A 21,384-nucleotide genomic window follows, 5' to 3' on the forward strand; every position below is an offset into this window, starting at 1 on the left:
TAATTTTAAAGGGCGAAAATCATGTGGAATAGTTATCTATACTGTTAACAGATAATCAGCAAGTAGATTTGCAAAAATGATTGAAAGTGGTTATACTCGAAGTAAAGTAAATTCAACAATTCGTAAATGAGTTAATCATATCGTAAACATAATATTCACGGTATCGTATTCAGGAGATAATGCATGGATCAAGATGACTTAACGCAGGAAATTGGGAAACATATAAAACATTACAGGAATGAACAGAAAATATCTCAACATGATTTAGCTGAAAGATCCTGTATTGCTGCGACAACTTTAAGCAGCTATGAAAACAATAAAAGAACGCCCAGTCTATATACGTTAGCTAAAATTGCCAACGCTCTTAATGTGACAATTGACGAACTTTATTACGGACGATATGACTATACCTCCACGCAAAGGCTGACCCCTGGCGAAGAGATTGCCAATGCAGTGTTTGTATTATGGAAAAACGATTCATTAAATCTCGAAAGATATAATGAACCTGCATCCAGGCTTTCTTTTAATTCTTATGACCATGAAATTCATCATCTGATCGGAGCCTTAAATGAAATAAGGGCTAGAAAAGATACGTATAATAATCCGGAAATGTTTTTGGAAGAACAATTGAGATCAGCGGCTACCGTTATGGAAAGGCTCTACGAACAGCGTGAAAGGATATTGAAATCGTCTTATAACCTTTTAAAATAATTTTCTAATTTTAGCTGCTTTTTAACTTCACTACAATTCCGGTAATTGAAATCAAACATCTATTAACTTTCACCGGAACAAAATACAAAATAAAACCCTGTCCGCAAAGCAGACAGGGTTTTATTTATGTAAAGTTCCAGAATGTATTACTGCTGGCTCTTCTTCACGTTGGCATTCTTATAGCGTGCCTGACGGGAGAGGACCATTTTTCTCATGCGGAGGCTCTTCGGGGTCACTTCTACCAGTTCATCATCGTTGATCCATTCGAGGGCGGATTCAAGGGTGAATTTGCGGCAGGGCGGCAGTTTGATGGCATCATCGGAGCCGGCTGCACGGGTATTGGTGAGGTGTTTCTTCTTGCAGGGATTGACGTCCATATCCTGGTCACGGGCATTTTCACCCACGATCATGCCTTCATAGACTTCTACGCCCGGTTCGAGGAACAGATCGCCGCGGTCAAGAACGGAGTTCAGACCGTAAGCAGTCGTTGTGCCTGCTTCGAAAGCGACCAGGGAGCCTCTGGTTCTTTCAGGAATATCTCCCTTGTAAGGAGCATAGCCCTGGAATACGTGGTACATAATGCCCGTTCCGCGGGTGGTGGTGAGGAGTTCATTTCTGAAACCGATGAGTCCGCGGGCAGGAATGGAGAATTCCATCTTCATGTAGCCTGCCAGTTCATCCATGGAAATCATTTCCGCTCTTCTCGGGCCAAGGCCTTCCATGACGGCGCCCATGAATTCCTGGGGAACTTCGATGGTGAGGCGTTCCAGCGGTTCACATTTCTTTCCATCGATGGTCTTGTAAATAACCTGGGGCTTGGAGACTTCCAGTTCGAAGCCTTCACGGCGCATGGTTTCGATGAGGACGGAGAGATGAAGTTCGCCGCGGCCGGAAACCTTGAATGCGTCGGAAGTATCGGTATCTTCTACGCGGAGGGCCACGTTGGTTTCGATTTCTTTATAGAGACGGGCACGGATATGACGGGAAGTGACGAAATCCCCTTCCTTGCCGGCAAAGGGGCTCTTGTTGACATGGAATACCATGGACAGGGTCGGTTCGTCGATATGAATGGTGGGGAGAGCTTCGGGATTGGTGGCATCTGCTACGGTTTCTCCGATATTGATATCTTTGAAACCTGCCATAGCGCAGATATCGCCGGCTTTGACTTCAGCTGCCGGGGTACGTTTCATTCCCTGCCAGGAGAAGAGGGAGCCGATATGGTCGGTGCGGGATTTTTCTCCATCCGTGATGGAAACGGTCATGCCCTGCTTTGCGGTACCGCGGGTGACACGGCCAATGGCCACTTTGCCCAGATAATCATCGGCTTCCAGGGTGGTCGCCATGATCTGAAGGCTGCCGTCCGGATCCACATCCGGGCAGGGGCAGTATTTCAGGATGGTATCAAAGAGGGGTCCCAGGTCTTTGCCTTCGTCTTCCATATGGAGTTTGGCAATGCCGTTTCTGGCGGAAGCATAGATCAGCGGGAAATCGAGCTGGTCGTCATCTGCTTCCAATTCGATGAAGAGGTCCAGGATTTCGCCTTCCACGTCGGAAATACGCTGGTCCGGGCGGTCGATTTTATTGATGACGACGATTGGCTTCAGCTTATGTTCCAGAGCCTTGCGGAGTACATACTTGGTCTGGGGCATGGGTCCTTCATGAGCATCTACCAAAAGCAGAACACCGTCAACCATATTGAGGATACGTTCTACTTCGCCGCCGAAATCCGCATGCCCTGGGGTATCAACGATGTTGATCTTTACACCATTGTGCATGACAGAGGTATTCTTGGCCAGAATGGTAATGCCTCGTTCTCTTTCCAGCGGGTTGGAGTCCATGACACGTTCTTCCACTTTCTGGTTTTCCCTGAATACATGGCTCTGTTTCAACATAGCGTCCACAAGAGTCGTCTTGCCATGGTCGACGTGAGCGATAATGGCAATATTGCGGATATCTTCTCTTTTCATTTCTTTCTTTTTCTCCCTCGGGTATACAGCAAAAAAATAATGCATCTTTGTCATTATACCATAGAAATACAAAGATGTTTATGGCAATTGTCAATACGGTTTATTATACCATGATTCCCAGGGGATTGCCAATCATTAATACAGGAAATTATCTACTGAAACAACTTTTATTTCAGGACCTTCAGCACCCCTTTTCAAAAGCTGTAACTTACTTCATTTCCTCTCCACTTTCCATGTTATAATAAAGAATACCCTATGTATGTAAAATTTAAATTTATTTACTTATAGAGGAAATAAAAATGCCTGAATCCATATATGGAATCCATAAAGATGTACTGCCAAAAGTGCTTGACAGACTGATTTCCAGCATCAAAGCTTTCAGTGACGGTCATAAGGAAAAAACCGGTGAAGCTGCCTATGAACACCTCATTTACAGGATCAAATCAGAAGACAGCATGCGGGAAAAATGCCGCCGAAAGGGGCTTCCCGAAACGGCTCATTCCGCCCTGGTGGATATTCATGATGCCATTGGCATCCGTATTGTCTGCTGCTTTCTCAATGACATTTATGAAAATATCGATTTCATCCGGTCCATTCCGGGTGTGGAAGTGGTCAAAGGCAAGGATTATATCCGGAATGCCAAACCCAATGGCTATCGCAGCTACCACATGATCATTACCGTGGAGGCTCCTTTCGAAGACCCGGAAGGAAATAATCCGGGAAAATTCTATGTGGAAATCCAGCTCAGAACCATTGCCATGGACTCCTGGGCCAGCCTGGAACACCAGATGAAGTACAAGAAAAATATCCGAAATCCGGAAATGATTACGAGAGAGCTCAAGCGCTGCGCCGATGAACTCGCCTCCTGCGACCTTTCCATGCAGACGATCAGGAATCTGATCAGGCAGGAACACTGACATATCAGTCCTGTTTCGATTAACGTGATCCGTGAATCGTGTTCCGTGGCCCGTGAAGGATATGGTTTTGCTTTGCAAAACCAATTTTATATCATGGTCCTTCGGACCATGACCTTTGGCTCTCATGAAACCAACATATAAAAAGGCGCCCCTATAATTTCAAGGCGCCACCTTCACGGACCACGGAACACGGACCACGGTCCACGATTAAGAAAACAGGCACAATCTATTGATCACATAAAGGAGAAAACATGAAATTACTCTACGCCGAAGACGAAAAGGACATGGCCAAAGTGGTCGTGGCCATTATGAAGCACCAAGGTTATGAGGTGGACTGGGCGGAGAATGGGCAGATTGCCGTGGACTTTGCGTCAAAGAGGAATTATGACTGCATGATTTTCGATATCATGATGCCCGTGAAGGACGGGATTGAAGCGTTGAAGGAAATCCGCTCATCCGGCGACTTGACGCCGGTGATCATGCTGACGGCAAAATCGGAAATCGATGACAGAATCACGGGCCTTGATTCGGGGGCTGACGACTATCTCACGAAGCCTTTTGCCATCGGAGAGCTGCTGGCCCGGGTCCGTTCCCTCACGAGGAGGGTGAAGGATTTCACCCCCTCCATTCTGACTGTGGGCTCCACTTCTCTCGATACGGAGGAACAGGAGCTTTCCGCCCATAATGCCATCCGCCTTTCGGGAAAGGAAACGAAGCTTCTGAAGCTTTTCATGCTGAATGCAGGGAAGCTTCTTTCCACGAATTATATTTTTGAGAAAATCTGGGATGATGAAAAGGATGTGGACGAAAGCGTGGTATGGATCTATATTTCTTACCTTCGTGAAAAACTTTTCGCCATCAATTCAGACCTTGCCATCGAGGGAGAGGAGGGGAAAGATTTCTGTCTCACCCAGAGGAAGGAGGACGCATGAATCCTATCCGCAAACTTCGCCGCCGGTTCATCGCTCTGGCCACCCTGGCTGTCTGCATTATCCTTATCGGGGCGCTGGGCCTCATCAATGGTATCGGCTACTATACCATGAAGAATCACTGCCTCGATACGATGGCTTTTATTTCCGAAAACGGTGGAACCATGCCTTCCCGGTATCACAGGAATCCCTCCATCTGGATTGAAGATATCCTCCCCGGATTCACCTGGGCCGAAGATACGCCGGAATTCGCCTTCCAGACCCGGTATTTCTCCATCCGTCTCAATGAGGACAGGGAAATCACGCAAGTCAATGTGAAAAATATCTATGCCTTCTCCGAAAAGCAGGCCGTAGAATTCGTGAAAACCGCCCTGACAGAAGATGAGGAGAGCGGTTTCATCATAAAAAACAAGACCCACTATGGATACATGAAAACAAACCTTAAAGACGGCGGTTCCCTCATCGTCATTATGGACTGCACGAGAGAATTCTCCGATGTCCATACCTTCATATCCTATTCCTTCTGGTTCGGACTCCTCTGTGTCATCCTTTACGTCATTATCCTGGCATCCCTTTCAAAAAAAGCCATCGAGCCCTTCGTACGAAATGCGGAAAACCAGAAACGGTTCATCACCAATGCCAGCCATGAACTGAAGACACCACTGGCTATTATTTCCGTCAATGCGGAAGCCATGGAAATGATGGAAGGGAAAAATGAATTCACCGAAGGAATCAGAAAGCAGGTGCGCCGCATGTCCGGCCTCATCAGCCACCTCATCCTCCTTTCAAAAGCAGGAGAAAGCACGAAAGCGGAACTGAAACCGGAAGTCTTTGCCCTGAAAGACGTACTCAAACGGAATGTGGAAGAATTTGACGTCCTCGCCCAGGACCAGCAGAAAAAACTCACCCTTGCCTGCGAAGAAGATTTCAAAGTGAAGACGGATGAAAAATTTCTTTCCGAAATCCTTCACATCCTCCTTGATAACGGCATCAAGTATTGTGACGATGAAGGGACCATCACCGTTTCCGCCGTGAGAGGCCCAAAGAAGGAAATCAGACTTTCTGTCTCCAACGATTACAAAGATGGCAAAGACGTGGACTATAAACGATTCTTCGAACGGTTCTACCGGAACGATGAATCCCATAACAGCAAAAAGTCCGGCTACGGTATAGGCCTCTCCATCGCCAGGGAACTTTCCGGTCTCCTCTCGATTCCCCTTACCGTAAACTGGAAGGATGGGAGGATATATTTTACTCTCATCATGAAAGAGGGAAACTGATCGGCCCTTTTGTGCTGAATCGTTGTTCGTTGTTCGTTGTTCGTTCTTCGTTGTTCGTTCTTCGTTGTTCGTTCTTCGTGATGGTGGGCGCCTTAAACAATACAAGGCGCCCTTTTATATTTTAAAAAATTTGCAGCCGAAGGCGGCCACCTTCCCGAGTTCCCCGACACTCCCGAAATGACTCCCGAGGCCCCGATTCAAAAGTTTCCGGATCAATAGCTTCGTTTCGAAAGAAAATTTAGAAACTTTTAATAAATGCCTTGACAAAAAGTTCCCGCCGCGTTATTCTTTCCCTTGGATGGCATGAGGCGTCCAATTCATATGGGTATCCCGGTGGGAGCTTAAAATGATGAGGATTCCTCGCTTCAAGGGAAAATTTCCCGGGCATCTGCGCAGTAACCGTCTCGGAGCTGCAGCGGGTCAGGGAGGAAATCGGACCGCAGATGTCTCCGACAAATTCATATCGCTTGGATTGTAATAACCGAGACGAATGCAGCGATTTCAAAAATACGGGCATCTTTCGGATGCCCTTTTTGTTTGGTCACCATGTGGCAAAGCAGGCATTGACGCATTCTCTTTGGAGTGCGTCTTTTATATTGAAATCCTGTCCCGTTGTTGCAGAAAAGCAGTAGGGAAAGCTGATTTCCCAGGAAAGGATGTCAAAAAATGATTATTGCTCACAAGATCAGCGAACTGAAAGAATTCGTTCACCAGTGCAAGAAGGAAGGCAAATCCATCGGCCTCGTAACCACCATGGGAGCCCTTCATGAAGGTCATGCTTCCCTGATCAAGGCTGCAAGGGCTGAAAACGATATCGTCATTACTACGGTATTCGTCAACCCCACCCAGTTCGGACCGAACGAAGACTATGCCAAGTACCCGAGAACCCTCGAAGCCGATGCCAAAGTAGCTGAATCTGCCGGCGCTGATTTCCTCTTCAACCCAGCTCCGGAAGAAATGTATCCTCACAAGGATCCGACCTGGGTCGAAGTGGAAGGACCGATTACCAAAGTTCTCTGTGGAAGAACCCGCCCGATTCATTTCAGAGGCGTTGCCACTGTCTGCACGAAATTCTTCAACCTCACGGAATGTGACCGCGCTTACTACGGACTGAAAGATGCCCAGCAGACACAGGTCCTCCAGCGCATGGTAGAAGACCTTTTCATGAATCTTGAACTCCGCATCTGCCCGATTGTCCGCGAAGCTGACGGCCTGGCAAAGAGCTCCAGAAACGTTTACCTCTCTGCCGAAGAACACAAGGCAGCCCTCGTCCTCTCCCGCTCCCTGAAGCATGCCAAAGAAGCTTTTGAAGCAGGCGAAAGAAACAAACAGAAACTCATCGACCAGGTCATCGCAGAAATCAGGACGGAACCGATGAGCGACATCGACTATGTAGAAATGTACGGCATGCCGGGCCTCACCGAAATGGGCGAAACCATCGAAGGCAAAGCGCTCCTGGCCTTGGCCGTCAAATTTGGCAAGACAAGACTCATCGATAACGTAGTACTGGAGGCATAAGCAATGACTTACACAATGATGCATGGAAAACTTCACAGGGCAACTGTGACGGAAGCCAATCTGAATTACATGGGAAGCATCACCATTGATGAAGATCTTCTGGATGCCGCAGGCATTCTTCCCGGTGAACTGGTACAGATCACCAATAACAATAATGGCGCCCGTCTGGAAACCTATACCATTCCCGGCAAACGGGGAAGCGGCGTAGTCTGCCTTAACGGGGCAGCTGCCCGCTGCACCGCAGTCGGAGATATCGTCATCATTATGGCCTATGCCCAGATGGATGAAAAAGAAGCCCGTGCTCTTCAGCCAAAAGTCGTCATGCTGGACGAACACAACCGTCCCATGAAGGTTAGAAGCCATGAAAAAGAAAGAGAAATCGGCTGATTCCATCATCATTGCAGAACTCCATCCCTGAAATTCCGGGTCGGGAAAGGGAATCCGAAATTCCTCCTTCCCCTGCCCTTTTCCATCTAAGGAGCTTTCACATGTTACAAAAAATCGTCCGTTTCTGTACGAAATATATGTCCGTCGGCGTCGTGCTGATCGGTATCTTCAGCGTATTTTTCCCGAGCGTCCTGAAACCGCTGGCCAAATACATTCCGATTATGCTGGGTGTCATCATGTTCGGCATGGGTATGAGCCTCACCCCGAAAGATTTCAAAAATGTTTTCAAGCAGCCCAAGAATGTGGCGCTGGGGACTCTTCTCCAGTTCATCATCATGCCGGCTCTGGCCTACATCCTGATTAAACTTTTTGCCCTTCCACCGGCTATCGCCATCGGAGTTGTTTTAGTCGGCTGCTGCCCCGGAGGTACGGCATCCAATGTGATTTCCTACATTGCCCATGCTGACGTAGCTCTTTCCGTTTCCATGACCATGGTGAATACGATTCTGGCTCCCTTCGTCACCCCATTCCTCATCTGGCTCATTGCCGGTGCCTGGGTTGATATTTCCTTTACTTCCATGATGATGTCCATCGTGAAAATGGTTCTCCTGCCACTCTTAATCGGTGTCGGCTTCAACTATTTCTTCCCGAAACAGGTTGCCAAAGTCACTACTGTGACCCCACTCCTTTCTGCCCTGGTCATCATTTTCACCGTAGGCTGTGTCGTATCCCTTTCCGGTCATACGATTATTGATAACGGTCTCATCATTCTGGCAGTCGTTATCCTTCATAACCTCTTCGGTATGATTCTCGGCTACTTCTGCGCAAAGAAATTCGGCATGAACAAATCCCAGATCCGCGCCATGTCCATCGAAGTAGGCATGCAGAATTCCGGCCTTGCTTCGACGCTCGCCCTCATGTATTTTACAGCTGCCGGCGGTATCGCAGGCGCTATCTTCTCCGTATGGCACAATGTGTCCGGTTCTCTCTTTGCTTCCTGGTGTGTAGGCCGGGATGAAGAAGAAGAACAGGATAACAAGTCCCTTGCCGGTGAAGCTGCGAAGTAAGATTTTAGTTTTTGGTTCTTAGTTATCAGTTATCTCATAGCAGCTGACAAACTAATAAAAAAGCCTTTCAGACGCTGTCAATTCTGAAAGGCTTTTTTTGATGAGGAAATATGAAATTGCAGCCTTCTCATCCCCTTCCCCACCTGCCCCAATCCCCGATTCCTGATTCTCAATCCCTCTTCCGCCAATATAAAAAGTGCCCTTATGCAGGCACTTTTACGAGCAGCGGTTCATTCCGCTTTTTCAACTCCCAGATACTTGTCTCTTCGTTCTGCCGTCTCATTCCAGGTCACAATGATTTCTCCCCCAGCGATAATGACCATGGCAGCCAGGCGGAACCAGATGAAGAGGACAATCAAACCGATGAGGGAGCCATAAGTAATGCCCATGGAGGAAATATGAAGGATATAGTACCCGTAAGCCGCGGTGAGGCCGAGCCAGATGAGGGTGACAAAGAAAGAGGCTGCGAGGACCCGTTTCCAGTTCGATCTTTTCCCGTCGGGCGCATACTGGTAGAAGAAGCCCAGGGACAGGGCGACGATGCTGAAAGGAATGGCAAATTTCGCGATGGTCCATAAATCCAGGAAAAGGGCAGGCACTTTGAAATAGTAGGCAATGGCATAGACCACGGCATTTCCAAAGACGATGAGCCCGAGGGAGAGGATCATGGCAAAGGAAATGAAAAGGGTGAAAATGATGGATTTCGCATTGACCATGAGGTAGGACTGCCGGTTCCGGTCTCCAAGGAAGGCTTCATCCATGGCACGGATGAGGGTATCCACGCCCTGGGAAGAGGTCCAGAGGGCACCGGCAAGGCCGACGATCAGCCAGATGGAGCTCCGGGCCTGAAGAATGCGGATGATATTCTCTTCCATGGTCTTCGCCACGTCGGCAGGAAGGTAGGTCAAAAGGCGCAGGATCAGGTTCATCTGGGGCGCCGCAAAGAAAAGGATGGCATTTACCATGAAAATCATGAAAGGAACGAGACCCAGGATGAAGTAATAGGTGGATTCCGCCGCCAGCGCCGTCACATTGTCATCATTGAACCGCTGGAAGAAACGCTTGAGGAAGAACATTTTCGTCCCGTCCGTTTCCTTCGGATAGAAGTCCTCTATGGTCATGGCCTTTCCTCCCTTCGTACTTTCTCTTAATAAATTCATTATACCTTTTTTCGAAGCTGTTGGCCAATGGATAAAATAGCCGTCAGCTGTCAGCACTTCTGTTTAGTGATAAGTGAAGGTGGTGCGCATCAGGTATGGAAGCGCCCCAAACGAAAAAATAAAACCCATCAGATTCAACCTGAACCTGATGGGTTTTATTTTTGAAATAATGAGGAAAATGATCTAATCGTCACTCAAAAGCCAAAGGCTCAGGCCCGAAGGGCCTTTTCATAAAATTGGTATCCGAAAGAAACTAACCCTTCACGAATCACGATTACGATAAAAGCCACTGAGCCTTTCCTGTCGCAAGTGAATCAGCCCCGGAAATACTTCACACCGGCTTCGATGAGGGGCTGGTATTTATTTCCGGAAATATTTTTGGCAATATTGGTGCCCCGTCTTTCGGTGTGACCCATCTTGCCCAGAACTCTTCCATCCGGGGAGGTAATGCCTTCGATGGACCAGCAGGAGCCGTTCGGATTGTACCGGCTGTCATAGGTGGCATTTCCGGAAAGATCCGTGTACTGGGTGGCAATCTGTCCATTTTCGGCAAGGGCTTTGATCTGTTCGTCGGAGGCGATGAAACGGCCTTCGCCATGGCTGATGGCAATGCTGTAGAGATCTCCCGGTTTGCAGAGGGAAAGCCAGGGAGATTTCGTGGAAACCACTTTCGTGGTGACATAACGGGAAAGATGGCGTCCGATGGTATTGAAAGTCAAAGTCGGCGCATCATCGGTCAGAGGCTTGAATTCACCGTAGGGTACGAGACCCAGTTTGATGAGTGCCTGGAAACCGTTGCAGATGCCAAGGGCGAGGCCATCCCTTTCATGGAGCAGTTTTTCCATGGCATTCTTCAGCGCATCATTCCGGAAGACCGCTGCGATGAATTTGCCGCTTCCGTCCGGTTCGTCGCCTGCAGAGAAGCCGCCGGGGAACATGACGATCTGGGCATGGCGGATCCGTTCTGCCATTTCTTCCACTGCTTCTTTGAGTTCTTTTGAATCCCTGTTTCTGAAGATAAATACATCGGATACGGCCCCTGCCCTTTCAAAGGCCCGGGCGCTGTCCACTTCGCAGTTGGTTCCCGGCATGGTGGGGATGAAAACTCTCGGTCTTGAGATATTCGTATGGACGTAGAAGACCGGATGGAATGTCTTGTCCGGAAGATCCGGTACTTTTTCATCGCTCCCTTTGGCGCGGCGCGGGAAAATGGGATCCAGCGGTGCTTCATAGGCTTTGAGGAGATCGGAGAGGGCAATGGTTTCGCCATAGGCTTCCATGGTATCTCCGCCTACGGTGCCAAGAAGCTTTGTATGAGGCTGTTTTGTAAATTCTGCTGCCAGTTCCGGCGTCGTTTCCACGATGATGGCACCATAGAAATTTCCGAAGAACTTCGGGAGCGGCAGATTTTCAGTGAGTTTCACGCCCAGTTTGTTGCCGAAGGCCATTTTAGCCAGGGTTCCTGCAACTCCGCCATGATCTACGGCTTTCATGGCTGCAATATGGCCTGCCTGTACTTCTTTATAGAGGAAATCGGCATGGGCTTTAAATACGTCCAGGTTTGGCATGCCTTCTTTATCTTTCGGCATTCCGAAGAGGACGAGGGCATCTCCTTCTTTCTTCAGTTCCTGGCTTACGGCTTCAGAAGCTTTGCCCGGAGCTACGGCAAAGGAAACAAGGGTCGGCGGGACATGAATATCATTGAAAGTACCACTCATGGAATCCTTGCCGCCAATGGCGCCAAGTCCCAGGGCTTCCTGCATATGGAATGCCCCCAGGAGAGCTGCGGCCGGTTTGCCCCAGCTCTTTTTGTCGGTGAGTTTTTCGAAATATTCCTGGAGCGTCAGATAAGCTTTTCTCCAGTCCGCCCCCAGGGATACCAGACGGGTCACCGAGAGGAGGACGGCATAGACAGCCCCATGGAAAGGAGACCAGGTGGCCAGTGCCGGATCATAACCGTGAGTCATGAAAGAAGCGCTGTCTGTTTCTCCCTTTCTCACCGGGAACTTGGCCACCATGCCGTCGGTCGGTGTTTTCTGATAAGCGCCGCCAAAGGGCATGAGTACAGTGCCTGCTCCGACGGTGGAGTCGAACCGTTCGGAAAGTCCCTGCTGGGAGCAGTTATTGAGGTCTCCCATGAATTTGAGCCAGGTTTCTTTCACCGATTTGATGGCTGCCGGATGGAAATAGCCGGCTTCATCAGGCTTTGCGATATAGGCGGATTTCACCTGCTGGGCACCGTTTGTATCGAGGAAGGCTCTGGAAATATCGACAATGGGAGTCCCTCTCCATTTCATGATGAGTCGTTTTGTATCGGTTACATTGGCAATGACGGTAGCTTCCAGATTTTCTTCTGCCGCATATTTGATGAACCGGTCTGCATCTGCTTTTCTGACAACCACGGCCATTCGTTCCTGGGATTCGGAAATAGCCAGTTCCGTGCCGTCGAGACCTTCATATTTCTTTGGTACTTTATCCAGATTGATATCGAGACCGTCTGTCAATTCTCCGACAGCCACGGATACGCCGCCGGCGCCGAAATCATTGCACCGTTTGATGAGACGGGTCACTTCTCCCCTACGGAAAAGGCACTGGATTTTCCGTTCTGTCAGAGGATTGCCCTTCTGTACTTCAGCACCGCAGGTTTCGATGGATTCCGTATTCAGTTCCTTGGAAGATCCCGTAGCCCCGCCCATTCCGTCACGGCCGGTCCGCCCGCCTACCAGAATGACTACATCTCCCGGCTCCGGAGTTAAACGGATGACATGATCTTCCGGGGCTCCGGCAACCAATGCGCCGATTTCCATGCGCTTTGCCACAAATCCGGGATGGTAATATTCCTTGACTTCGCCGGTGGCAAGGCCAATCTGGTTTCCATAGGAGCTGTACCCTTTGGCCGCCTCAATGGTGATCTTCCGCTGGGGAAGTTTGCCCGGGAGCGTCTCGGAAAGCGGAGTCCTCGGATCTCCGGCGCCGGTGACGCGCATGGCCTGATATACATAGGAACGGCCGGAAAGGGGATCCCGGATGCATCCGCCCAGACAGGTGGCTGCCCCGCCGAAGGGTTCGATTTCCGTCGGATGGTTGTGGGTTTCATTCTTGAAGAGGAGGAGCCAATCCTGCATTCCTTCTTCCGTATCCACTTTGACTTTGATGGTACAGGCATTGATTTCTTCGGACTGGTCGAGATTTTCGAGTTTCCCTTCTTTCCGGAGGGCTTTGACCGCTGCGGTGGCCATATCCATAAGGGTCACGGGGCGTTTTATATCTTTGCCGTAAATATGGATTCTCGTTTCTTTATATTCATCAAGTGCTTTCGCAATGGGCGCGCTGTAGGTACCTTCTTCCACGCCGATATCGGTGAGTTTCGTGGAAAAAGTGGTATGGCGGCAGTGATCGGACCAGTAAGTATCGAGCACTTTAACTTCGGTGACAGTAGGATCTCTCTTTTCTTCATCCCGGAAATAGTCACGGATCATGGCGAGATCGTCATGACTCATGGCAAGTCCCATGGATTGGATGAGGTCATCAATGCCTTTGTCATCAAGTTTTGTAAGGCCTTCCACTGCAGGAACCGGTTTTGGTTCTTCAATGGGAAGATCAAGGGTATCTGCCGGAGCCAGGGATGCTTCTCTTGATTCCACCGGGTTTACGAGGAATTTCAGGATTTTCTCCCGGTCTCCATCCGCAAAATGGCCATTGAAAACATAAACAAGGGCACAGCGCACTCTGGCGCCATCTTTTCCTGTCACAATGGCCAGGCACTGTTCGGCAGAATCGGCTCTCTGGTCATACTGGCCCGGCAGGAATTCCACCCCCAGCACCAGATTCCCTTTCGGACATTCCGTAGTGATGCTGTCTACCGGCGGTTCAGAGAAAACGGTGGCTACGGCCTTTTCATAATCTTCATCGGTGAGGCCGTCCACATCATAGCGATGGTAAATGGCAGAATCGGAAATGCGATCCCCCAGCACCTCGCGGAGCTGACTGGTCAGGCTTTCCTCTCCCTGGCGGAAACCTTCTTTCTTTCTTACGTACAAACGTCTGATATCAGACACTTTCAACACTCCTTCCCCTCGCGGGCAAATCCCGCAATGCTCAAGAAACAGCGAAAATGTTCATGGTTATACATTATTATATTACCACAAAGGGCCGCCCGCCTGCGATAAAAAAGTAGGGATTGGACCGGCCAGAATTTTGGAATTGTCATTCGCTATTCGGGTTTGCTGCTCATCAGATGTCAGCCATCAGTGAAATAACATTGGATATTTTAAAAAATCTACTCGGGATACCAGGAATGACCAGGTGTTAAAAAAGCTGTTTTCGATCCCATAAAAAGCCTCAAGCATCCAATATCCCTGCGGCCGGGAGGGAAATATTCCACTAAAAAGGATTCTCTCCTCTGAGAGAATCCTTCCACGCCCTACACACTTATTTCCCTGCTTCTTTCCCGTAAAGCCTTTCCATGCCTGCCCTGGTGATGAGCCAGACCCTTCCCGACTGACGGCATTCTTCTTTCGAAAACCGGGGCGGGTAGCCTTTCTGCCCCCGGCAGGCGGATTTCAGGGTATTGGGTGAAACATGCCACCGCACTGCCGCTTCTACGATTGTCATGACATCATCTATAATCATAGTCCTCCTTTGCCTGCGATTTTACTCACTTTTTCCGGTTCCCGATCTACGCCGGAGTCCTCCGGAGAGGCCTGTCTCTGCCCTGTTGAGGCTCTTCAGGGAGATAAAAAGTAATGTCAGGGAAATGATCAATGTAATTCTTTTCATGGATTCCCCTTTTCCACAACCATGAATCCTGCCCCCTCCTTTCCATCTTACAGAAACAGCATACCACCCGCCTGTGACAACATCTGTCATAATAAAAAAATATTTCAAAAATTTTTCAATAAAAAACCGGTTAGTCGGTTCTGCCGATTAACCGGATACTTTATCTTAAATTCCTGATGGCCGGGCTTCTTACTTCCCGTGGGACTCCATTTCTTTTTCGGCTCCTTTTTTCTGAGCATCTCCCAGGATTTCTCCCAGGTCTTTGTAGCCTTCCGTTCCCAGAAGTTCTTCTTTTGCCGCTGCTTTGGCCAGATCATCGATGGCATAGACCAGCGGACCTTTTCCTTCATCGGGTGTGAAAAGCATGAGGATTTCCAGGTATTTCCTGTCGGAAGAGGGGAAAAGATAGGCCCTGGTGTACATCGGAAGGATGAGTCCTTCCTCATCATAAACAACCCGGGCGCCGGCGGTCAGGACATAGGCTTCATTGGCAGTGAGCCGCCGGAGCGGTTCTTCCCCTGATATGTCTACCTTCACATTTTTTTCTGCCAGAGGCCCCACGGCATTCACGGCCAGGCCCAGCATGGTCTTTTCCATTTCTTTCCGGATTTTTGATTCCGGATCCAGGAAGGCGCGGTTCAGATCAGAGAGGACTTTCCACTGCTCTTCCCCCAAATTCATTCCGAAGAAAGACATCATGGATTCCGTGGACTGCGCAGGAACACGGGTGCGAACAATGTAGCCGGAAGAAAATTTCTTAGCGCTGTTCAGATTGACTGCCAGCTGGCCCATCTGGTAGGACACTTCTCCTCCTGCGAAAGGAATCTTTTCGGTACCGGGAATATCTTTGTAGGTAAACCGCTCCGGCAGGTTCTGATCTGCCAGGACCTGAATGTCATAAGCCATGGCCGCCTGCCCTGCCAGAAGGGAAAGAGCAAGAAGGAGGGATGTGATTTTTTTCATCAGCTTTCACTCCTTTTCAGACTGTAAAATCCATAGATCAGGATCGGTTCCATTTCCCTGGCGGTGGCATGGCTGCCATTCGTCATGAGCAGGAAATAGGTATCCCCTTCTTTGAAGAGAGCGGAATAAATCCACATAGGGAAGGAAAGACCTTTTTCATTGGTCATGACCACCCGCACCTCCTGGGCCCAGTGATAGGTCCCGTCATCTCCTTTATAGGCGCGCCAGGGTGTAAATTCCTGAATCCGCACATGCCCTTTTCCGCCTTTTTCTTCCATCACATGATCAATGAGACTCTGGAATTCGGAAATCTGGATTTTGGGAAGGCCGAAGAGAGAGGTGGGCCGCTCCGCATCTTCCCTGAAAGCGCTCCGCCAGAATTCCCTGGCCTTTTTCCTCCCTTCATGGAAGAAATCTTCTTCCGTCCCTTTGATGACAAAGAGGGACGCCGTATAGAGGCCGTCCACCTTTGCCTTCTTCAGCTGGTAAATATGGAGGGAATCATAGGGATAAGGAGGTTTCTCAGGATGGAGGTTCATGCCCGGTGGCACGGTAAGAATGGCCCACATGGCAGCTGCGGCGGATTTGCCATAGCCCTCGCGATGGGACCCTTCGATGAAAAACCGGTTAATCGCCGTATGCCCTCCGTCGGTGACGGAAACCCGCTGCCCGAAGGGAATCGTACCAAGGCCTTCAATGGAAAGGTCTTCAGCCTGTGCCATTCCTGTCCCGCCCAGAATAAGGGACAGGGCCAGCGTGATATTTCGAACTGTATGAAACATGGGAACTCCTTCCTTAAAAATTGAAGCAGTTTCTTTTATTGTATTGAAGTTTGGGAAAATTCTCAAGTGAAAGATTTCCGGTCCCCGGAAGGCTTCCTTTCCTCCGTTTCCGCCTTCCGGAATCTTCCGGCCCGGTGTTCTGCTTATGAGGACTTCCTTTCGCAGTCCGGCAGGAAATCCACTTCTGAAAAGGGGCCCTATTTCCATGAATGGCGAAGAAGCTATTTCTAATGAAAGTCTAATGATACAAATCGCGTTTTTTGCTACTATATGTACAGAGAAAGGAAAAGGCCAAAGCCTTCCACCTGATTCCATCCTGCAGCCCGGGAAGGATGGGCAGATGGAAAGCTTACATGTAAATTCTTTCCCTGCTGCGCAGCTTCATTATTTCCTATATTTTTTAAACACAAAACAGAAAATCCCCCAAATATTTCCGGATTCACAAAACCTCTGCTTCTGCCACCAACGTTGTATCACGGCAACGCATACGTATAAGCTAACGATTTCTGCACCGTTTGAGCCGCTATGCGAAGCTCCGGTTCCTGTCATTCCTCCGGAAAGTGGGGGGCTTTCTGCTGTCCAAAAGGCAGTGATTCCACGAATCACTGCCTTTTTTTCGTGCATGAATCCCCCGGTAAAGGGAAAAATCCTCCCCGGAATCCGACGGTGCCGGATCCGACATGTCCTGACCTCTCAGAGCGGTGCGATTCCTGTGGCTTTCGGGAAAAATAAAAAACATCGGACTCTGTCCGATGTTTTTTATTGGTTTATTCAGCTTCTTCTGCAGGCTGGGCAGCGGGCTGACCGTTATGAACTACATTGAGTTTGCGATAACGGCTGAGGCCGGTGCCGGCCGGAATCAATTTGCCGATGATGACGTTTTCTTTCAGGCCGAGCAGCGGATCTTCCTTGCCTTTGATAGCGGCTTCGGTAAGAACGCGGGTGGTTTCCTGGAAGGATGCAGCGGAGAGGAAGGAATCCGTAGCGAGGGCTGCCTTGGTTGTACCAAGGAGCAGGTTTTCGCCGCCGGCTTTCTTTCTGCCTTCATCTTCAAGTCTTTCATTGACAGCGCGGAATGCGACGATATCCACGGTTTCACCAGGGAGCCAGCCGGAGTCGCCCGGTTCGGTGATCTTGATCTTGCGAAGCATCTGGTGAACAATGATTTCAATGTGTTTATCATTGATTTCAACGCCCTGGCTGCGGTAAACTTTCTGGACTTCTTTTACGATGTAGTTCTGGGTAGCCTGTACACCGAGGACATCCAGGATATCGTGAGGATTGATACTGCCTTCGAAGAGACGGACGCCGGCTTCGATATGCTGGCCGTCAGTGACGGAAATCTTCTTGGCTACCGGAATCTTTTCGCTTTCCGATTCCTCATCATTGGTAATGGTGATGATCTTGACATTCGGATTGTCTTCTGCCGTGGTGATGGAGACAGTACCGGCAATTCTGGAAATAATGGCATTGCCCTTTGGTTTACGCGCTTCAAACAATTCTTCGACACGTGGAAGACCCTGGGTAATATCTTCTGCCGATGCTACGCCGCCGGTATGGAAGGTACGCATGGTCAGCTGGGTACCCGGTTCACCGATGGACTGTGCGGCAATGATGCCGACTGCTTCGCCGATTTCTACATGACGGCCGGTTGCCAGGTTTCTGCCATAGCATTTAGCGCAGACGCCGTGGGAGGAATGGCAGGTCAGGATGGAACGGACCTTCAGTGTTTCATACTGTTTTCCGATTCTTTCCGCCTGGTCATCGGTGATTTCTTCATTCTTCTTCGCGATGACTTCACCGGTTTCCTTGTCGATTACATCTTCCAGCGGGCAGCGTCCTGCGATACGGTCTGCCAGGGATTCGATGGGCTGGCCGCTTTCTTCAATCTTGGAAACTTCCACGCCTTCCATTTCATCCATGCGGACATGAATAACCGGAATGTCTGCGGAAAGCAGGGTTTCTGCTGTTTCGGTATCGATTACGGTACCGGCCGGGAGAATGACATGGCCCTGACGGTCAATGGCATCGTCTTCCAGCTTTTTGCCGGCGAAATGAACGGTCAGGTGATGGCGCATAGCGCGGTTGTATTCTCTCACTGCATCGGAAGTGCCGAGGTCAAAGGTCTGCGGCTTTTCTTCTTCAGTACCTTCAGCAGATGGAATGATGACCGTGACGGATTCTACCAGGTGATGATTGAGAAGGGTCACATCATCTGCATCCAGGGTTTTGCCTTTGACGAGGAGGATATCCCCGTTTCTGCGGTCAATGACATCTTCATCGAGAACTGCGCCGAGGAGTTTCGGTTTCAGGCTGAAAATCTTATTTCTTACTTCCGGCTGGGAAGCGATGATGCTCTGTTCACGGTCAAAGTTCAGGACCTGTACATCGCAGTCTTCTTCGCGGACGATGACATCCTGGGATACATCGACCAGCCTGCGGGTCAGGTAACCGGAGTCTGCCGTACGAAGTGCGGTATCAGCCAGACCTTTGCGGGCACCGTGGGAAGAGGTGAAGTAATCGAGGACGGTCAGGCCTTCACGGAAGTTTGCCTTAACCGGCAGTTCTACGGTCTTGCCGGAGGTATCGGCAATCAGGCCGCGCATGCCGGCCAGCTGGCGGATCTGGTTATCATTACCACGGGCACCGGACTGGGCCATCATGGTCAGCGGGTTGAATTTCACCATGGAGCTCTTCATGGCTGCGCCCACTTCATCGGTCTTTCTGGACCATACGTCGACGACTCTTCTGTATCTTTCATTATCGGTCATGAAACCGCGGCGGTAGGATTTCTTAATGCTTTCTACCTGGGCATCGCCTTCTGCCAGGAGTCTGTTCTTTTCAGGCGGTACAGCGACATCGTAAATACCGATGGAAATACCGGAAACGAGAGCGTAATGGAATCCGAGGGCTTTGACGGAGTCAAGGAGGTCACCGGTCGCTTTGAAGCCCAGTTTCTTGAAGCAGTCATTGACAAGTTTGCCCATCTGTTTCTTGCCGATGGTGATACCGAGGCCGTTATTGACGACTTCATAGGTATTTCCATCTTCGCCGACTCTCTTTTCATGGCGTTTGTAGAAGAAGCGGAGTTCTCTCGGGATCGCGTAGTTGAAAATCAGGCGGCCCGGTGTTGTGATGACAAGGTCTTTGTCATCTTCATTAAATCCATCAGGGCGGTCTTCTTTCGGAATCCGTACTTTGATGAAATCATGGATCCGGATTTCATGGAGCGCATAGGCCAGCATGACTTCGTCATAGCCGGTGTAGGCATGGAGACGGGAGGAATCCATTTCGTCTTCTGCCTTTTTCCATTCCTTCATGGGGTCGAATTTCTGGCCCGGTTTTGCTTTCTTTTCTTCATCAGTGAAGTCAACTTTGGCATCGTTCTTCGTTTCCACGATGGTCAGGTAGTAGGAGCCGAGGATCATATCCTGGGAGGGAATAGCCACCGGCTTGCCATCCTTGGTGGAAAGGATGTTGTTGATGGAAAGCATGAGGGTTCTTGCTTCCGACTGCGCTTCTACGGAAAGGGGCAGATGGCAGGCCATCTGATCCCCATCGAAGTCTGCGTTGTACCCCGGGCATACGAGCGGATGCAGTTTGATGGCGCGGCCTTCCCACAGGATTGGTTCGAAGGCCTGGATGCCCAGTCTGTGCAGAGTCGGCGCACGGTTCAGGAGTACCGGGTGTTCTTTGATGACGTCGCCCAGGACATCCCATACTTCCGGAGCCAGTTTATCGACTTTCTTGCGTGCTGCCTTCAGGTTGCTAGCAATGTGTCTATCAATCAGTTCATGCATGATGAAGGGCTTGAAGAGTTCGATGGCCATTTCCTTCGGCAGGCCGCACTGGTACATTTTCAGTTCAGGACCGACAACGATTACGGAACGGCCGGAGTAATCGACACGTTTACCGAGAAGGTTCTGACGGAAACGGCCCTGTTTGCCTTTCAGCATATCAGAGAGGGACTTCAGCGGACGGTTGCCCGGTCCGGAAACGGCCCTGCCCCGGCGGCCATTATCGATGAGCGCATCGACAGCTTCCTGAAGCATGCGTTTTTCGTTTCTGATGATGATTTCCGGAGCGCCCAGTTCCATCAGTCTCTTCAGGCGGTTATTTCTATTGATTACACGGCGATAGAGATCATTCAGGTCGGAGGTGGCGAAACGGCCGCCATCGAGCTGGACCATCGGACGAAGATCCGGAGGAATGACCGGAAGGATAGTGAGGATCATCCATTCCGGTTTGTTTCCGGAATGAAGGAAGGCTTCTACTTCTTCCAGACGGCGGATGCATTTCACTTTGCGCTGGCCGCTGCCTTCTTCGATTTCTTTCTTGAGGGCTGCTTCCAGTTCTTTCAGATCCAGTTCACGAAGGAGTTTCTGGATGGCTTCGGCACCCATCTGTGCTTTGAAGGAACCTTTACCATAGGTTTTAACGGCGTCCTGGTATTCCTGTTCGTTCAGGACCTGTTTCTTGGAGAGGTTTGTGTCTCCCGGGTCAATGACGATGTAGGCTGCGAAATAGAGAACTCTTTCCAGCTGTCTGGGAGAAATTTCAAGAATCAGGCCGATACGGGACGGGGTGCCCTTGAAATACCAGATATGGGAAACCGGGCAGGCGAGCTGGATGTGGCCCATCCGTTCACGACGTACTTTGGAAGAGGTGACTTCAACACCGCACTTATCGCAGACAGTGCCTCTGTAACGCATCTTTTTATACTTGCCGCATTTGCATTCCCAGTCTTTTGTCGGTCCGAAAATCTTTTCACAGAAAAGGCCGTCGGTTTCAGCCTTCAGGGTTCTGTAGTTGATCGTTTCCGGCTTTGTGACCTCGCCATGAGACCATTCAAGGATCTTTTCCGGAGAGGCGATGCCGATTTTCATGGTATCAAATTCGTTTACATCTAACAATTGAGCGTTCT

At 49.7% G+C, this 21,384-nt stretch carries 15 protein-coding genes; 8 read left to right on the forward strand and 7 right to left on the reverse strand.

Features of this window, described 5'->3' with window-relative positions:
• Window positions 1-183 precede the first annotated feature (183 nt).
• Window positions 184-711, forward strand: a complete 528-nt coding sequence (locus VZT47_RS02545) for a helix-turn-helix domain-containing protein (protein WP_330223414.1) — start codon at window positions 184-186, stop codon at window positions 709-711.
• Window positions 712-857: 146 nt separating this feature from the next.
• On the opposite strand, the gene typA is transcribed toward VZT47_RS02545, so the two are convergent.
• Complete coding sequence (gene typA / locus VZT47_RS02550) at window positions 858-2,678, reverse strand: translational GTPase TypA (RefSeq protein ID WP_330223415.1); 1,821 nt, start codon at window positions 2,676-2,678, stop codon at window positions 858-860.
• Window positions 2,679-2,977: 299 nt separating this feature from the next.
• On the opposite strand from typA, the gene VZT47_RS02555 reads away from it, so the two are divergent.
• From VZT47_RS02555 to VZT47_RS02580, 6 genes are all read left to right on the forward strand, one after another.
• Window positions 2,978-3,595: a GTP pyrophosphokinase gene (locus tag VZT47_RS02555; RefSeq protein WP_330223416.1), complete on the forward strand. Its 618-nt coding sequence runs from the start codon at window positions 2,978-2,980 to the stop codon at window positions 3,593-3,595.
• Window positions 3,596-3,846: 251 nt separating this feature from the next.
• Window positions 3,847-4,527 (forward strand): response regulator transcription factor, encoded by a 681-nt coding sequence (locus tag VZT47_RS02560; protein WP_330223417.1) that lies wholly within the window; start codon window positions 3,847-3,849, stop codon window positions 4,525-4,527.
• Entirely contained in the window at window positions 4,524-5,804 is a 1,281-nt protein-coding gene (locus VZT47_RS02565) for a sensor histidine kinase (protein WP_330223418.1), read from the forward strand. The genes VZT47_RS02560 and VZT47_RS02565 overlap by 4 nt, the downstream gene beginning before the upstream one ends.
• A gap of 666 nt (window positions 5,805-6,470) precedes the next feature.
• Window positions 6,471-7,322 (forward strand): pantoate--beta-alanine ligase, encoded by an 852-nt coding sequence (gene panC, locus VZT47_RS02570; protein ID WP_330223419.1) that lies wholly within the window; start codon window positions 6,471-6,473, stop codon window positions 7,320-7,322.
• A 3-nt stretch (window positions 7,323-7,325) separates the two neighbouring features.
• Window positions 7,326-7,709, forward strand: a complete 384-nt coding sequence (gene panD / locus VZT47_RS02575) for an aspartate 1-decarboxylase (RefSeq protein WP_330223420.1) — start codon at window positions 7,326-7,328, stop codon at window positions 7,707-7,709.
• 101 nt (window positions 7,710-7,810) lie between these two features.
• Window positions 7,811-8,776, forward strand: coding sequence for a bile acid:sodium symporter family protein (locus tag VZT47_RS02580; RefSeq protein ID WP_330223421.1), 966 nt, complete (start codon window positions 7,811-7,813; stop codon window positions 8,774-8,776).
• Window positions 8,777-9,006: 230 nt separating this feature from the next.
• Here VZT47_RS02580 and VZT47_RS02585 read toward each other — a convergent pair whose 3' ends face one another.
• The 5 genes from VZT47_RS02585 to VZT47_RS02605 form a co-directional block, all read right to left on the reverse strand.
• The gene (locus VZT47_RS02585; protein WP_330223422.1) at window positions 9,007-9,936 is read right to left on the reverse strand and encodes a YihY/virulence factor BrkB family protein; all 930 of its coding nucleotides are present in this window, start codon (window positions 9,934-9,936) and stop codon (window positions 9,007-9,009) included.
• A 314-nt stretch (window positions 9,937-10,250) separates the two neighbouring features.
• Window positions 10,251-13,994 carry a phosphoribosylformylglycinamidine synthase gene (locus tag VZT47_RS02590; protein WP_330223423.1) on the reverse strand — a complete coding sequence of 1,248 codons (3,744 nt, stop codon included), beginning with the start codon at window positions 13,992-13,994 and terminating at the stop codon, window positions 10,251-10,253.
• Window positions 13,995-14,367: 373 nt separating this feature from the next.
• Entirely contained in the window at window positions 14,368-14,568 is a 201-nt protein-coding gene (locus VZT47_RS02595; protein ID WP_330223424.1) for a helix-turn-helix domain-containing protein, read from the reverse strand.
• Window positions 14,569-14,904: 336 nt separating this feature from the next.
• Window positions 14,905-15,678, reverse strand: a complete 774-nt coding sequence (locus VZT47_RS02600; RefSeq protein ID WP_330223425.1) for a hypothetical protein — start codon at window positions 15,676-15,678, stop codon at window positions 14,905-14,907.
• Window positions 15,678-16,460, reverse strand: coding sequence for a hypothetical protein (locus tag VZT47_RS02605; RefSeq protein ID WP_330223426.1), 783 nt, complete (start codon window positions 16,458-16,460; stop codon window positions 15,678-15,680). The genes VZT47_RS02600 and VZT47_RS02605 overlap by 1 nt, the downstream gene beginning before the upstream one ends.
• A 205-nt stretch (window positions 16,461-16,665) precedes the next feature.
• Here VZT47_RS02605 and VZT47_RS02610 point away from each other — a divergent pair, with 205 nt between their 5' ends.
• Window positions 16,666-17,283: a hypothetical protein gene (locus VZT47_RS02610; RefSeq protein WP_330223427.1), complete on the forward strand. Its 618-nt coding sequence runs from the start codon at window positions 16,666-16,668 to the stop codon at window positions 17,281-17,283.
• Here VZT47_RS02610 and rpoC read toward each other — a convergent pair.
• A complete protein-coding gene (gene rpoC / locus VZT47_RS02615) occupies window positions 17,228-21,373 on the reverse strand; it encodes a DNA-directed RNA polymerase subunit beta' (protein ID WP_330223428.1) in 4,146 nt (1,381 codons plus the stop codon). The genes VZT47_RS02610 and rpoC overlap by 56 nt on opposite strands.
• Window positions 21,374-21,384: the final 11 nt, after the last annotated feature.

This window comes from Dialister sp. (assembly GCF_036343215.1).
Taxonomy (GTDB): Bacteria; Bacillota; Negativicutes; order Veillonellales; family Dialisteraceae; genus Dialister.

Coding starts and splice junctions, on each gene's coding strand:
- VZT47_RS02545 (WP_330223414.1), top strand. CDS start 184: ATGGATCAAGATGACTTAACGCAGGAAATTGGGAAACATATAAAACAT.
- typA (WP_330223415.1), bottom strand. CDS start 2,678: ATGAAAAGAGAAGATATCCGCAATATTGCCATTATCGCTCACGTCGAC.
- VZT47_RS02555 (WP_330223416.1), top strand. CDS start 2,978: ATGCCTGAATCCATATATGGAATCCATAAAGATGTACTGCCAAAAGTG.
- VZT47_RS02560 (WP_330223417.1), top strand. CDS start 3,847: ATGAAATTACTCTACGCCGAAGACGAAAAGGACATGGCCAAAGTGGTC.
- VZT47_RS02565 (WP_330223418.1), top strand. CDS start 4,524: ATGAATCCTATCCGCAAACTTCGCCGCCGGTTCATCGCTCTGGCCACC.
- panC (WP_330223419.1), top strand. CDS start 6,471: ATGATTATTGCTCACAAGATCAGCGAACTGAAAGAATTCGTTCACCAG.
- panD (WP_330223420.1), top strand. CDS start 7,326: ATGACTTACACAATGATGCATGGAAAACTTCACAGGGCAACTGTGACG.
- VZT47_RS02580 (WP_330223421.1), top strand. CDS start 7,811: ATGTTACAAAAAATCGTCCGTTTCTGTACGAAATATATGTCCGTCGGC.
- VZT47_RS02585 (WP_330223422.1), bottom strand. CDS start 9,936: ATGAATTTATTAAGAGAAAGTACGAAGGGAGGAAAGGCCATGACCATA.
- VZT47_RS02595 (WP_330223424.1), bottom strand. CDS start 14,568: ATGATTATAGATGATGTCATGACAATCGTAGAAGCGGCAGTGCGGTGG.
- VZT47_RS02600 (WP_330223425.1), bottom strand. CDS start 15,678: ATGAAAAAAATCACATCCCTCCTTCTTGCTCTTTCCCTTCTGGCAGGG.
- VZT47_RS02605 (WP_330223426.1), bottom strand. CDS start 16,460: ATGTTTCATACAGTTCGAAATATCACGCTGGCCCTGTCCCTTATTCTG.
- VZT47_RS02610 (WP_330223427.1), top strand. CDS start 16,666: ATGAATGGCGAAGAAGCTATTTCTAATGAAAGTCTAATGATACAAATC.